Below are 13,568 nucleotides of genomic sequence, written 5' to 3'. Positions count from 1 at the left end.
ACTCGTTTGGAGCAATTTTTCACCGTTCACCGCTCCGCACGTGCAGCGGAATGTGCGGATGATGCTGCATCCGCAGGTGAATCAGTGCAGGTCAGGATGTTGGTCGGTGGTTATCCGTCGTCCGAGGAGATCTTCTCGTTGGTTTCGAACACGAGCTTGCGGGTCTGCTGCTCCTTGGTGCCGTCGGTGTACGTCACGTCGATCTCGTTGAGTGTGTAACCCTTGTTCTGGTCGATGTAGACGTGCCGGACCTCCACGTAGGCGATCTCGGCGTACCTCTCGCGCAGCCCGTCAGGGCCTTCGGCGGCCAGCTCCCCCGTGGTGAGCTCGTACGCTGCCTCGGCGTCCTCGGTGACGGTGTTCAGGTAGTCCTGAGATCGCTGGGCGAGCGTGTCCGCGTCGTAGGCGGTGAAAAGGTGAGCAGGCTCTGCCGTTTCGGTCGGTGCCGGAGTGACCGGAGGTTTGCTCGGTTCGCTCGACGGCTCCGCCGAGGTGGTCGTGGTGGAGGTGGACTCACCCGAACTGGACGAGCCGGTCGATGCCGTATGTGAGGACTCGGTTGAGCGCAGCCCGACGGAAACGTTGCCTGCCTCGCCGTCGGCGGAGGGAGTACCGGAGGGTGCGTTGTCCGTCTCGGAAGTTTCACCTGGCCTGGATGCCTGGTCGCCCGCGTAACCCTCGCCGGGAAGCATGGGCGCACCGCCGTGCCGGTCCGGCCAGTCTTCCAGCGCCGCCTGCTGTGGCTGCTGGGGCGGTTGCCCGACCAGCACCGACCCGGCGAACAGCAGCGCGATGACAACGGCACCGGATGACAATGTCGCGAACCACGCCGCCTTACGCCACGTGCGTGGCGGCGTGACCGATGCGGGTACCGAGCCCAGGTCGAACTTGCCGAGGCCGTCCGGCGGCGGGGCGACGTAGACCCTGGCGTCGTCGGCGTGCTCGGCTGCTTCCGCGTCGGTCTCCGTGGTAGGTGCTGGGTCGGTCAGCGAGACCTTCTTGCGGCGTACGGTGGGTCGCTCGGCCAGTTCGGGATCGACGTCGTCACGGATGTCGCGGCCGGTGGTTTCGACGTCGTCGCCATGGGCGTCGGCAGGCGGCGGTATCGGCAACCGCCCGCGTGAGGTGGCGAACTCCGGCGGGTCGGGCCTGTATCGCCCGGTGCGTCGCGGAGGCGGTGGTGCTGATGGTGCTGGTGGAGCTGGCGGTACTGCTCCGCGTGGGTTCGACGACCCGCCGCCGTGCCGAGGGGGACGTGGCACGGCAGCCATGGGTGAGGTCTCGGGGCCGGAGGTTGCCGGGCGTCGGTGCTGCTCCGGTCTGGGTGGGTGCGTGGCTCGGGTATCCGTGAAGCGGCTTCGTGGGAGGTCGGACCTACCGCTCATGGTCGGTAGGTCCCTTCCCAAGCACGCGGCCGAGCCGCAGCGGCACCCGTGTCCGGCAAGGAGCCGCGGCCACGAGCACCCACACGTTCGTGAATCGAAATCTGCAAATTGCTCGCGACTGCACTCACCCGCATCAGAGTAGGAGCTTTCGCCTCTCCGCGTGGGGTGAGGAAGCCAGCTCGCGCGGAGTTCACTCCACTGGGCGCATGAGGTTGGGCGTGTTATCCACCGCTGCGGTAGCGCGACTGGGTGGCTTGCAGCGCCTTGCTGGCGGTGGTGCCCGCGCCGACGGCGAGGATGATCGCCACGATGTCGAGGGCGGGACCACCCGCCGTGAGCAGCAGCGCGAGCAAGGCGGCCGCGGTGGTGCCGCCCGCGATGCCCCACCGGGAGCGCACGTACTGCGCGATCGGCGCGCCGCCGGGTCGCTTGTTGGCCGCGCTGTTCAGCATGGCCAGGTAACCGGCATGGCCCAGCGCGGCGAGCACCCCCGCGATGGCGATCACGACGGCGATCAGGTTGATGATCGTGTCCATGTGTCCAAGTGTGCCCGTTACGGGTGGAGTCCGGCTTCGGGGAAAGCCCCTGATTTCGTGCGCGACCTCACCGGCCGAGGCGCCCGCGCCCCAGGTTGAGCAGGGCCATCGCCAACTGCCTGCCTTCCGGGCCCAGTTCCCGGTAACGGGCCAGCACGTCGATCTCTCGGTTGTAGACGATCCTGGGGCCGCCCGCCGCCATGCGGGCAGCGCCGATCTTCTTCGAGACCTCGGCTCGACGCTTCACCAGGCGCAGGATCTCGGCGTCGAGCCAGTCGATCTCCTCACGCAACGCCTCGATGTCGTCGGCCGCCGGTTCTGCCTTGTCGTGAGTCTGCGCGTCCATGTGGACCTCCGGTCGCTGTGGTCTTGCCGGCATCCCGGGCCCGAGCCGACGAAAGCCCCGGGTCCGTGGACTCCGGGGCTTCGTGATGGCTGCTTACGGCACTACGCGACCACGGGAACCGGAGTCCGGATCCCGTAGAAAAATCGAAACGCGTCGTACCGCATGAGCCCGAGTATGGCACATGGACCCACCGTCGGACCCCCCAGGTAGCGTGGAATCACAATGAGCACCCTGTTCGATCTTCCCCCGGAACCCAGCAGGCATGCGGCACTGCTCGACGACCTGAATCCGGCTCAACGCGCCGCGGTGGAGCACACCGGATCGCCATTGCTCGTCGTCGCAGGCGCGGGTTCGGGCAAGACGCGCGTGCTGACCAGGCGGATTGCCTACCTCCTGGCCGAGCGTGGTGCACATCCCGGCCAGATCATGGCGATCACCTTCACCAACAAGGCGGCCGCGGAGATGCGTGACCGGGTCGGCGAGTTGGTCGGGCGCCGCGCGGGGGCGATGTGGGTGTCGACGTTCCACTCGATGTGTGTGCGGCTGCTTCGACGCGAGGCCAAGACACTGGAGATGACGTCGAACTTCTCCGTCTACGACGCCGACGACAGCAGGCGGTTGATGACACTCGTCGCCCGTGACCTCGACCTGGACCCCAAGCGATACCCCGCCCGGGCATTGGCCGCACACGTGTCCAGCCTGAAGAACGAGCTGGTCGACGTCGATACGGCGGCGGAACGCGCGGCGGGCGACTTCGAGCGCAGGACCGCCGAGGCTTACCGGGAGTACCAGCGCAGGCTCACGCAGGCCAACGCGATGGACTTCGACGACCTCATCATGCGCACGGTCGAGTTGCTGCAGGCCTTCCCCGACGTGGCCGAGCATTACCGGCGCCGGTTCCGGCACGTGCTCGTCGACGAGTACCAGGACACCAACCACGCGCAGTACACGCTGGTGCGCGAACTGGTCGGTACGGGACCCACCGAGTCGGGTGTCGAGCCCGCCGAACTGTGCGTCGTGGGTGACGCGGACCAGTCGATCTACGCGTTCCGCGGGGCGACCATCCGTAACATCGAGGAGTTCGAACGCGACTTCCCGGCCGCGCGCACCATCCTGCTCGAGCAGAATTACCGCTCGACGCAGACGATCCTTTCGGCGGCCAACGCGGTCATCGCACGCAACCCCAACCGCAGGGACAAGCGACTGTGGACCGACTCAGGGCACGGCGAACGGATCGTCGGCTACGTCGCCGACAACGAGCACGACGAGGCCGCGTTCGTGGCGGGCGAGATCGACGAGTTGGCCGACCGGGGTGAGGCGAAGTACTCCGATATCGCCGTCTTCTACCGCACGAACAACCAGTCACGGGTGTTCGAGGAGATCTTCATCCGGCTGGGCTTGCCGTACCGGGTGGTGGGTGGCGTGCGCTTCTATGAGCGCCGTGAGGTCCGTGACGCGCTGGCCTACTTGCGGGTGCTGGCCAACCCGGAGGACACGGTGAGCTTGCGGCGCATCCTCAACGTGCCCAAGCGCGGAATCGGTGACCGTGCCGAGGCGGTGGTGGCAACCCACGCCGAACGGGAACGTGTTTCGTTCAGCTCGGCGCTGCGCGACGCGGCGGCGGGCAGGATCGCGCTGCTGAACTCCCGTTCGCAGAAGGCCATCGCGGCGTTCGTGGAGTTGCTCGACGGGCTTGGCGAGTTGGTCGACTCCGGAGAGGAGGTGGCCGACATCCTGGAAGCGGTGTTGGAACGGACCGGCTACCGCACCGAACTCGAGGAGTCGGACGATCCGCAGGACGCCTCCCGGTTGGAAAACCTGGACGAATTGGTCACCGTGGCAAGGGAGTTCACCGACTTCGCGCAGACCGCGGCTAGTACCGACGAGGGCGAAGCCGAGGAAGCGGGTGTGCCGGAACCGGGATCACTACCCGCCTTTCTCGAGCGGGTTTCACTGGTCGCCGACGCCGATTCCATCCCGACCCCGGACGGGGAGAGCGAGCAGCACGATTCCGGGGTCGTCACGCTCATGACCGTGCACACCGCGAAGGGCCTTGAGTATCCGGTCGTCTTCTGCACCGGCTGGGAGGACGGCGTCTTCCCTCACCTGCGCGCGCTGGGTGAGCCGAAGGAATTGGCCGAGGAGCGCAGGCTCGCCTACGTGGCCATCACAAGGGCGCGCAAGCGGCTCTACGTCTCGCGTGCGCTCGTCCGCACCGCATGGGGCCAGCCGATGAACAATCCGGCCTCGCGCTTCCTGGACGAGATTCCCGCCGAGCTCCTCGACTGGCGCAGGGAGGCACCGTCGGGCACGGGGCAGGGTGGGTCACCGCGCGCGGCCACGACCTGGGGCAGGCGGATCGGCACGGGCGAGGGGTCGGCGCAGGCCGGTATCGCGGCGGGCGGTATGCGCACCACTTCCTTCAAGGGGTGGAAGGCCGACTGGAAGGACACCGTCGCGCTGAAGCTGGACGTTGGTGACCGGGTCAGCCACGACAAGTACGGGCTGGGGACGGTTGTCGCCACCGAGGGGTCGGGCCCGAGAGCCACGGCGACGATCGACTTCGGCGCGTCGGGCACCGTGCGGCTCATGCTCATCGGCAGTGTGCCAATGGTGAAGCTCTGAATCGCCGCGAGCTGATAGCGGCTGTTGACCCTTCCGAGTGAATCATCGCGTCGGGCCCGGAATTGTCGGACCACCACGCTAGTCTCCTTGTCGAACACAAGTTCGAATTGGGGAGCGAGCTATGCGGAGAAGTGGTCACACGCCGCGACCTGAGGCCCGTCGGTTGTTGCCATGGCGGACTGGGGTGCCGATGGCCTGTGCGATGACCGCGGTGCTATGGCTTGCCGCAGGGCCACGGCGGCTGCTATCGGCTCGGGGAGCCGATGTGGTGGGTGGGAGTCGCGACGACGTCCGCATGCCCACCGAGCCGGGGACAGTTCACCCGGATGGAGCGGTGTTCGCCGACCGGCGCCGCGCGAGGGGTGGGAACGAGCCGTTACAGGTAGACCCCACGTTCGGCCAGCCAGGCACGCGGGTCCAGCTTCTGCCCGGCCGCCGACCAGACTTCGAAGTGCAGGTGGGGGCCGGTCGACTGGCCGCGGTTGCCCATCTCGGCGATGTAGTCGCCTGCTTTGACTCGTTGGCCGACGTACACGGAGTAGCTGTTGATATGCCCGTAAACAAGGACGGTGCCGTCATCGAGTTGCATGCGAACCCACAGGCCGAAGCCGCTGGCAGGTCCGGCCTCGATGATCGTCCCGTCTGCCGCGGCCACGATGGGGGTGCCTACGCTGTTGGCGATGTCGATCCCGTAGTGAGTCGTGCCCCACCGGGCACCGAATCCCGAGGTGAAATAGCCCTGAGCGGGGAGCACGGTCTTGGGCCGGGCGGCCTCCTCAGCGGCGCGGCGGGCCTCCTCGGCCTCCCTTTCGAGACGCTCCTTGGTCACCTTCGCGCTGGTGGTGAGCTTCTTCGCCTCTGCGGAACCGTCTGTGGTCCTGGCAACCTGCAACAGGACAGGCGCCCCTGCCGGAGTGCCGCCACCGGTTCCGAGTGCGGCGTTCGCGTCACGGGAGTTGGCCAACGGGGTGACGTCGGTCTTGGAGTCCGACGACGGCTCGCCTGCGGCTTGGAGTGTCTGACCAGCGGCGGCGGCGGCGAAAGCACCGGCGGCGACGGCGGCGACCACCACTCGGCCACGCAGGGCCGACGAGGGCGCGGGAAGCCTGTGCGATCCCCGGACGCGAACGACCGCACCGTCAAGTGCCTCTTCGAGTGCCGGGGAAGTAGCTTGGCCGCCGGGGGAGCGGTGTCGAGCCAAGACAGGGGCCTTCCGTTACTCGGGGAGCCAGGTCGTGAGACACCGGGCGGGGGATCCCGGCGAACGGTGTCGGGGGCACCGCTCAATGGTCTGCAAACCTCCGAGGAGGCTCGCCCACCACGTTCGTGACCTGACCGTAATGGGGACTGCGGGACAGTAACGAAATGGCGGCGCCCCTAGCAAGATCCGCATCCGGTTTACGCCGACCGAGGGAGGTGTTTGGGCCGGACTAGAGGCGAATGACTCAAGGTAGAAGCGACACGGAGAGTTTGATGTGACGTGTGTTACATCTGCGCAACCGGGTGTTTGAACCGCGTTGAGTCGGTTTGGTCCTCGGCATGCCTTGGCGAACCCCTTGCCAATGGCGGTGGGTGACCAGCCGTACCGCGCCCTCCGCATGAGTTGTCGTGACGTGGTCGGCGTTGCGGCGCGCGCGACGCCCGCCGTTGCTAGCGTCGGAACGGTTAGTACCTGGCTTGAGCCCGCGGTTACCGCCGGACGGCGAGAGCGCTCCTGGATAGGCGGGGCGTCGGAAGTGGAGGTGTGTGATCGAGTCGAGTGCCGGCGATGCGATCGCCTCACGCGCGAAATCGTCGTCAGCGGCGCGGGAACGCTTCGCTGACTCGGCCACCTTGTTGTCCGCGTTGGTTGTCGCGGGATTGGCGGCCTCACTTATGGCCGCGGGGGCGATGGTCCCCGTCGTCGACGGCGCTGAGCCTGCGTTCACGAGCGCACCACTGTTGGATGTGCTGGCCTTCCTTCCGGTGGCTGTAGCGACTGCCCTGGTGCTTAGCTCGAGGCACGCGGCTGCCGCGGGCGTGCTCGTCGGCGCGGCCGCCCTCGCTCCTGGCCGGTTGGTGCTCGACCTGCAGTTCGCGGCTGATCCGTCGGTCGCTTCCCGGCCGGAGCTGTACATGCCGGGTGATCTGGTGACGCGCGCACCCGCAACGGGGCTGTGGTTACTGCTCGCTGGGCACCTGGCGGCAGCTGTCGCGGGTCTGCTTGCCCTGCGCTCCGTCGGTGTGAAACCCACGGTCGCCGTGGGCGCGCCGGGGTCTCCCGAGCCGAGTGTGGACGCGGATGAGGTCGGCGCGCAGCGGTGGCGGCAGCGTTGGCTGCTCGTGGTGGTCGTCACCGCGGTGATCGCCGCATGTGGCCTGTTGATGGCGCCGTTCGGGTCCGAAGACGTTTACCTGCTCGGGCGCAACGCGTTCGAGGGGCCTGCCGCGGCAATGGCCGGGTACCTGTTGCTGGCCTGCGCGTTGCCCGTCGGTGCCGCTTTTCTGATCACCTCCTCGGCCACGGTGGACTTCGCGAGGGGAGGACTCGCGGGCCTTGCCGTGGGCGTCGCGGCACTGGCGGCGCCTCATGTGGTGAGCGGAGCGAGCCTGGAAGCGGTGGACCTCAGCGCCGGCCCCCTTGTCGCGCTCGTCGGTGCGGCGGGTCTGCTCGCCGTGGCGGCCACCCGTCCCCACGGTCGCGTCGAGTCCGGGGCGTCCGCCGCCGAACTCGACCAGCCCGGCCACGCGCCGCAGGCCTCGGTGCCGGGTCAGCTCCGGCTGCAGCTGGTCACCGGCGTCCTCGCGATGCTCACCGCCATCGTCGCCGTCATCGGGTCGTTCACCGCCCAGGTATCAACGGGCAGCTCGGCCGAGGCGCCGGAGAGCCCGGCACGCTGGTTGCTGCTCGTCTCCGGGCTGGTGGTGGGTGTGCTCGGTTCGACGATGTTCGTGCCCGCCGTCGCGGCGGCCGTGCGCCCTGTGCTGTCGGTGGCATGGGTCGCTGTGCTCGTCGCGGGTACCGCCGTGCTCGACACAGCCATCACAGCGACGGGTGTTCCCGGCACGATGTCCGCCGGGCCGGGAGTGCTGTGGACGTGGCTTGCGATGTTCGCCGCCGTGGTCGCCGCGTGCTGTAGCGCTGTCACCGGAATCGTGGAGCGCGAGAACGCGGAGGCGACCATGGTCGGGGGCGCGATCACCCGGGCAGGTCTGAATATGCTCGCGCCGCTCGCGGCGGCCGCCATCCTCGCCGTCGCGGCGTTCGGGATGCCGGTCGTCGTGGCGCCCGACTATGTCGAGCCGGGCCTTTGGTCGGACTTCGGTACGCCGTCCTGGGGCTTGCTCGCGGGCGCGATCACCGTTCTCGCCGTGCTGGCGCTCGCAACGATCAGCAGGCCGGTGCGCGCGGCGGGACTGCTGATCGGGGTGGCCGCGGTGCTCGGTTTGCGAGCCGCCGCACTGCCGCTGAGCGAGGGGCATATCGAGGGCGCGGGTGCCGGGCCAGGGGTGTGGCTCGCCCTGGCCGGGGCCGCCGCCGCACTGATCGCCGCCGTGATCGCGGCCGCCGACGCACGCAGCGCGCGCGGGCGCGTGGCTGCCGAAGGTGAGCGGTGACCCGGATCTTGCTGGCTGAGTTGTGCCAACCGCACGACGTCGCGATCCGGGCCGCACGCGCCCTGCGTGACGCCGGTGAGGAGGTCGTCTACACCGGCGTACTGGGCGGTCTTGACGAGGTACTGGCGGTCGTCGATCAGGAAGACCCCGAAGCGCTGGCTCTGGCTGTCGGCTCAGTGCAGGGGGAGCGCCTTCTTGAAGCGATTGTCACGGCATTGTCAGAGCTACCTGTCATGAGGATTGGGATCGATACAGACACCACCCAGTGGAGCGAGCGCGGCGCGATTTGTGCCACAGGGTCCTGCTCGCGGCACCGACGGTGACGGAGTTCACCGAATAGGGCCGCCTGCGCGTCCGGCGGGGTCGCTAGGGTCGTCTGCGTCCGGCAGCAGGGTTATGCGCAAACCGCACATGTGTGTCGTCAGGAGCTGAAGTCGTGGATTTGTATGAGTATCAGGCGAGGGATCTTTTCGCTGCGCATGGTGTTCCGGTGTTGGCTGGGGCTGTGGTGGATGTGGCGGAGGATGCGTTTGGGGTTGCTGAGGGGTTGGGTGGTCGTGTTGTGGTGAAGGCTCAGGTGAAGGTGGGGGGTCGGGGTAAGGCTGGTGGGGTGCGGTTGGCTGGGGGTCCGGGTGAGGCGGTGGAGTGTGCTCGGGCGATTTTGGGGTTGGAGATTAAGGGGCATGTGACGCGTCGGGTGTTGGTGGCTGAGGCGTCGGAGATTGCGGAGGAGTATTACTTTTCGTTTTTGGTGGATCGGGCGAATCGGACGTTTTTGGCGATGGCGTCGGCTGAGGGTGGGGTGGAGATCGAGCAGTTGGCGGTGGAGCGTCCGGAGGCGTTGGTGCGGGTGCCGGTGGATCCGTTGGTGGGGGTGGATGTGGATCGGGCTCGCGAGATTGTGGTGGCGGCGGGTTTTCCGGGGGCGGTGGTGGAGCGTGCCGCGGAGGTGGTGGTGGCGTTGTGGGAGACGTTTGTGGCTGAGGATGCGTTGTTGGTGGAGGTCAATCCGTTGGTGCGTGATCCCGGTGATGGGATTGTGGCGTTGGACGGCAAGGTGAGTGTGGATGACAATGCGGCGTTTCGGCATCCGGAGCATGCGGGGTTGGTGGATGTGGCCGCGGAGGATCCGTTGGAGGCCAAGGCGAAGGCCAAGGGGTTGAATTATGTGAAGTTGGATGGGCAGGTGGGCATCATCGGTAATGGTGCGGGGTTGGTGATGTCGACGTTGGATGTGGTGGCGTATGCGGGGCAGCGGCATGGTGGGGTGGCTCCGGCGAACTTTTTGGATATTGGTGGGGGTGCGTCGGCGGAGGTGATGGCCGCGGGTTTGGATGTGGTGTTGGGGGATCCGGATGTGGCCAGTGTGTTTGTGAATGTGTTCGGGGGGATCACCGCGTGTGATGCGGTGGCGTCGGGGATTGTGGAGGCGTTGGCGATGCTGGGTGATGAGGCGTCCAAGCCGTTGGTGGTGCGGTTGGACGGCAACAATGTGGAGCAGGGGCGGCGCATTCTGGCGCAGGCGGCGCACCCGTTGGTGACGGTGGTGGACACGATGGATTCCGCGGCTGATGAGGCCGCGCGACTGGCCGCGGCGAGGGTGTGAGCAGGCATCATGGCGATCTTTTTGAACAGTGATTCCCGGATCATCGTGCAGGGTTTGACCGGGTCGGAGGGCACCAAGCACGCCACGAAGATGGTGGCGGCCGGGTCGCGGATCGTGGGCGGGGTCAACGCCCGCAAGGCCGGGCAGCGGGTCGCCATCGGCGGCAGCGAGTTGAGCGTGTACGGCACGGTCGCCGAGGCGATGGCCGAGACCGGGGCGACCGTGTCGGTGGTGTTCGTGCCGCCCCGCTTCGCCAAGGACGCCGTCATCGAGGCCATCGACGCCGGGATCGGCCTGGTCGTGGTCATCACCGAGGGCATCCCCGTGCACGACACCGCCGTGATGTGGGCCCACGCCTGCGCCAGCGGCAACAAAACCCGCATCATCGGACCCAACTGCCCCGGCATCATCTCCCCCGGCCAGTCCAACGCCGGCATCATCCCCGCCGACATCACCGGGCCCGGCCGCATCGGACTGGTGTCCAAATCCGGCACCCTCACCTACCAGATGATGTACGAACTACGCGACATCGGGTTCTCCACCTGCATCGGCATCGGCGGCGACCCCATCATCGGCACCACCCACATCGACGCCCTGCAAGCCTTCCAGGACGACCCCGACACCGACCTCATCGTCATGATCGGCGAAATCGGCGGCGACGCCGAAGAACGCGCCGCCGACTACATCCGCGACCACATCACCAAACCCGTCGTCGGCTACGTCGCAGGCTTCACCGCCCCCGAAGGCAAAACCATGGGCCACGCAGGCGCCATCATCTCCGGCTCCGCAGGCACCGCCCACGCCAAACAACAAGCCCTCGAAACCGCAGGCGTCAAAGTCGGCAAAACACCCACCGAAACCGCCGAACACGCACGCGAGCTCTACAAGACACTCTGAACACGGCGGCGCATACCAACCGGACACGGGGCCGGGCACCACAACGGTGCCCGGCCCCGTCGCTGTTGGCGAACCACTGTAGAAAGGGAACGAGGTGAAACCGCCCGCGTGGTAGCCACGTCTAAGGCCCGGCGGCACATGGGCGGGCGATGCGTTACCTTTCCGTTGCCACAGCCGCCTGATCAGGCTGACCGCGCGTTTCAGTTTGAATACGACAGGAGAACACTGATGAGCTTCCCGAGCGGCGCGCCGGGTGGATTCCCGGGCCAGGGTCCGCATCAGCCCCAACAGCCTCACCCTGGGCCCGCACTCTCGGGCGCCGGTCCCAAGATCGCATTGCCTCAGCTGCTTTTCCTGGTGACCGCCGGTCTTGGTGTGCTGAACCTGTTCCTCGGATTCGCCAGTATCGGCACCGGCGCGAGCTTCTACGAGAGCGCGTGGGCCTGGGTGCCCGCACTGTTGCTGATCTCTGGCGCGACGGCGGCGTTCAACCTGTTGCCGGGCGGGGACAAGCCCGGTGCCTGGCCCGCCGCATTGGCTGTCGGCGCGATGCTTCCGTTCCTGTTCGGCGTGTTCCAGTCCGAGGGCAGCTTGGCGGCGGGCGGTGTGCTGGTGCTGATCTTCGGAATTCTCCAACTGCTCGCGGCTGTCGCCGCCTACCTGTTCGAGAATGGCGTCTTGAAGCCGCCGTCACAGCCGCAAGCAGCGGCGGGTCCGTACGGCCACGGTCCCTATGGGCAGCAGCCCGGTGGATTCGGCCAGCAGCAGTTCGGCCAGCAGCCCTCACCCGACAGCGGTGGGATGGCCCAGCCGACGAAGTTCGCCCAGCCGGTGCAGCAGCCCGGCCAGCCGACACAGCAGCCAACGCAGTACGCGCCGCAGCACGGTCAGTTCTTCCAGCCGTCATCAGAGTCCGGACAGCAGGGCGGCCCAGGTACGCCCCCGGGTGGGAACCAGGCCGGAAGCTGACGCAACGCCACGGCCGCGCGGTTGACCCAGGTGGGGGGTAATGGGCGGCCCGCGGCCGTACGGCGGCGCGCCTCGACCGGGCGCGGCAGGTCGGATGCGATGGTGCGCTGCATGGGGCAGCCCACTACCCGGCCAACTTCCGCCCACGTTGACGAGTTGCCGCCGAGCCGCCTGCGGGCGAGGGCTTTGCTCACGGCCGCACTCGGCCCGGTGGTCGTCGGCTACCTTGCGGTCCTGCTGCTGCTCGCACTGACCGTCGCGGGAGCGGATGGCCCCCAGTTCTCCTTGAGCGGGGTGCTCGCGGCCTCCGGACCGGCCTGGCTGGCCGCGTACCAGGTGCCGTTGGAGATCGATGGTCAGCCGCTGGGCATCCTTCCGCTCGGACCAACCGTCGCGATCGGGGTGCTCGTGGCGCGCAGTGCCCGCGTCGCGGGCAGGCGCATCGATGCGACGAGCCGCTCGCGAGCGACCGTGATTGTCGCCGCCATGGTCGGCGCGCATCTTCTGGCGACGGTTCCGATCGTCCTGCTCGCACGCGGTACGGGCGGTCTTGCGGTGCAACCACTCGCGGCCGTTGTCATGCCCGCACTGATCACGGCGTGCTGTGCGACCGTCGGACTGTCGCGCGGCTGCGGGATCGCGGCCGCGTTGCGCACCTACCTCGACCCAGCCGCGCTGCGTGGGCTGCGGGCAGGGCTACTCGGCCTCACTGCTTTGCTCACCGGCGGTGCGCTGGCCTTCACACTGGCGACGGTGCTGTCGGCAGCCACAGCGAGCAGGCTGTTCGCGGTGAACGCGCCGAACGTAGGCAGCGCATTAGGTGTGCTGTTGCTGTGCCTGGGCTACCTTCCCAACGCTGTGGTCATGGCCGCGGGCTTCACGGCCGGTCCTGGGTTTTCGGTCGGGGCCATGTCGATGAGTCCGTTCACCTTCAGCGGTGGTGTGGTGCCTGCGATACCACTACTGGCGGGCATGCCGGAACGGCAGGCTCCGTGGTGGCCCGCCTTGCTGCTGTTACCTGCGGTCGCGGGTGTGCTCGTGGGCTGCTCGCTGCGGCATGCCGCAGCCAATCCGGTGGCAAGACTGCGGATGGTGGCGGTGGCGGGCGCTTTCGCCGCGTTCGGGTCGGTCGTGCTGGGAGCCCTCGCGGGTGGTCGACTGGCGCAGGGATCGTTCGACCCGGTCGCTTTGCCACTGGGGTTGGTCTCGATCGCCGCGTTCGGCTGGATCGCGGTGCCCGGGGGTCTGGTGGCATGGTTCTGCGGGCCACGCGTTCGCCGCCGCCGTGCCCATGTGGTGGCGCGCGATCTGGCGGAGCAGCCGCAGCCGTCGGAGGACGCCGACGGTGACGAGCGGCGGGTCGAGGTGAAAGACCAGGCGGAAGCGAAGGCAGCGGAAGGCGAAGACGCGGTCGAGGACCAGCATGAGGACGAGAACGAGGACAAGCCCACTGACGGCGATGTCGCCGAGGATGCCGAGGACGGCACGGAATCGAACGAGGACCCGGCGGTAACCGACGACGGTTCCAGCGGGGACGACGTCGACCCCGGGCGGGGGTGACACACCACCCATCAAGATCAAACCATTGCCGTTTAGGCTGGTGTCAC

11 protein-coding genes are annotated in these 13,568 nt (G+C 67.8%); 7 read left to right on the top strand and 4 right to left on the bottom strand.

Annotated features, from left to right (window positions below; genetic code table 11):
- Nucleotides 1-110: 110 nt before the first annotated feature.
- The 3 genes from FHU38_RS22255 to FHU38_RS22245 all read right to left on the bottom strand — a co-directional run bounded on the left by FHU38_RS22255 (nucleotide 111) and on the right by FHU38_RS22245 (nucleotide 2,267).
- A complete protein-coding gene (locus FHU38_RS22255) occupies nucleotides 111-1,112 on the bottom strand; it encodes a hypothetical protein (protein ID WP_167165491.1) in 1,002 nt (333 codons plus the stop codon).
- A 494-nt stretch (nucleotides 1,113-1,606) separates the two neighbouring features.
- Complete coding sequence (locus FHU38_RS22250) at nucleotides 1,607-1,921, bottom strand: hypothetical protein (protein ID WP_208415784.1); 315 nt, start codon at nucleotides 1,919-1,921, stop codon at nucleotides 1,607-1,609.
- Nucleotides 1,922-1,988: 67 nt separating this feature from the next.
- Entirely contained in the window at nucleotides 1,989-2,267 is a 279-nt protein-coding gene (locus tag FHU38_RS22245) for a chorismate mutase (RefSeq protein WP_167174737.1), read from the bottom strand.
- Between the two features lie 222 nt (nucleotides 2,268-2,489).
- Between FHU38_RS22245 and pcrA the strand changes: the two genes are divergently transcribed.
- Complete coding sequence (pcrA, locus tag FHU38_RS22240) at nucleotides 2,490-4,892, top strand: DNA helicase PcrA (protein ID WP_167174734.1); 2,403 nt, start codon at nucleotides 2,490-2,492, stop codon at nucleotides 4,890-4,892.
- 376 nt (nucleotides 4,893-5,268) lie between these two features.
- On the opposite strand, the gene FHU38_RS22235 is transcribed toward pcrA, so the two are convergent.
- Complete coding sequence (locus tag FHU38_RS22235; protein WP_167176413.1) at nucleotides 5,269-5,961, bottom strand: M23 family metallopeptidase; 693 nt, start codon at nucleotides 5,959-5,961, stop codon at nucleotides 5,269-5,271.
- Nucleotides 5,962-6,638: 677 nt separating this feature from the next.
- On the opposite strand from FHU38_RS22235, the gene FHU38_RS22230 reads away from it, so the two are divergent.
- From FHU38_RS22230 to FHU38_RS22205, 6 genes are all read left to right on the top strand, one after another.
- Nucleotides 6,639-8,489: a hypothetical protein gene (locus FHU38_RS22230; protein WP_313886856.1), complete on the top strand. Its 1,851-nt coding sequence runs from the start codon at nucleotides 6,639-6,641 to the stop codon at nucleotides 8,487-8,489.
- A complete protein-coding gene (locus FHU38_RS22225; RefSeq protein ID WP_167174731.1) occupies nucleotides 8,486-8,812 on the top strand; it encodes a hypothetical protein in 327 nt (108 codons plus the stop codon). The genes FHU38_RS22230 and FHU38_RS22225 overlap by 4 nt, the downstream gene beginning before the upstream one ends.
- Before the next feature lie 113 nt (nucleotides 8,813-8,925).
- Complete coding sequence (gene sucC / locus FHU38_RS22220) at nucleotides 8,926-10,095, top strand: ADP-forming succinate--CoA ligase subunit beta (RefSeq protein ID WP_167168235.1); 1,170 nt, start codon at nucleotides 8,926-8,928, stop codon at nucleotides 10,093-10,095.
- 9 nt (nucleotides 10,096-10,104) lie between these two features.
- Entirely contained in the window at nucleotides 10,105-10,992 is an 888-nt protein-coding gene (gene sucD, locus FHU38_RS22215) for a succinate--CoA ligase subunit alpha (RefSeq protein ID WP_167168232.1), read from the top strand.
- A 336-nt stretch (nucleotides 10,993-11,328) separates the two neighbouring features.
- The gene (locus FHU38_RS22210; protein WP_390623314.1) at nucleotides 11,329-11,961 is read left to right on the top strand and encodes a DUF5336 domain-containing protein; all 633 of its coding nucleotides are present in this window, start codon (nucleotides 11,329-11,331) and stop codon (nucleotides 11,959-11,961) included.
- Nucleotides 11,962-12,072: 111 nt separating this feature from the next.
- Nucleotides 12,073-13,521, top strand: a complete 1,449-nt coding sequence (locus FHU38_RS22205; RefSeq protein ID WP_208415783.1) for a cell division protein PerM — start codon at nucleotides 12,073-12,075, stop codon at nucleotides 13,519-13,521.
- Nucleotides 13,522-13,568 lie beyond the last annotated feature (47 nt).

The organism is Saccharomonospora amisosensis, assembly GCF_011761185.1.
Classification (GTDB): domain Bacteria; phylum Actinomycetota; class Actinomycetes; order Mycobacteriales; family Pseudonocardiaceae; genus Saccharomonospora_A; species Saccharomonospora_A amisosensis.
The sequence above is the reverse complement of the archived record's forward strand: the minus strand, read 5'-3'. Positions and strand labels throughout refer to the sequence as shown.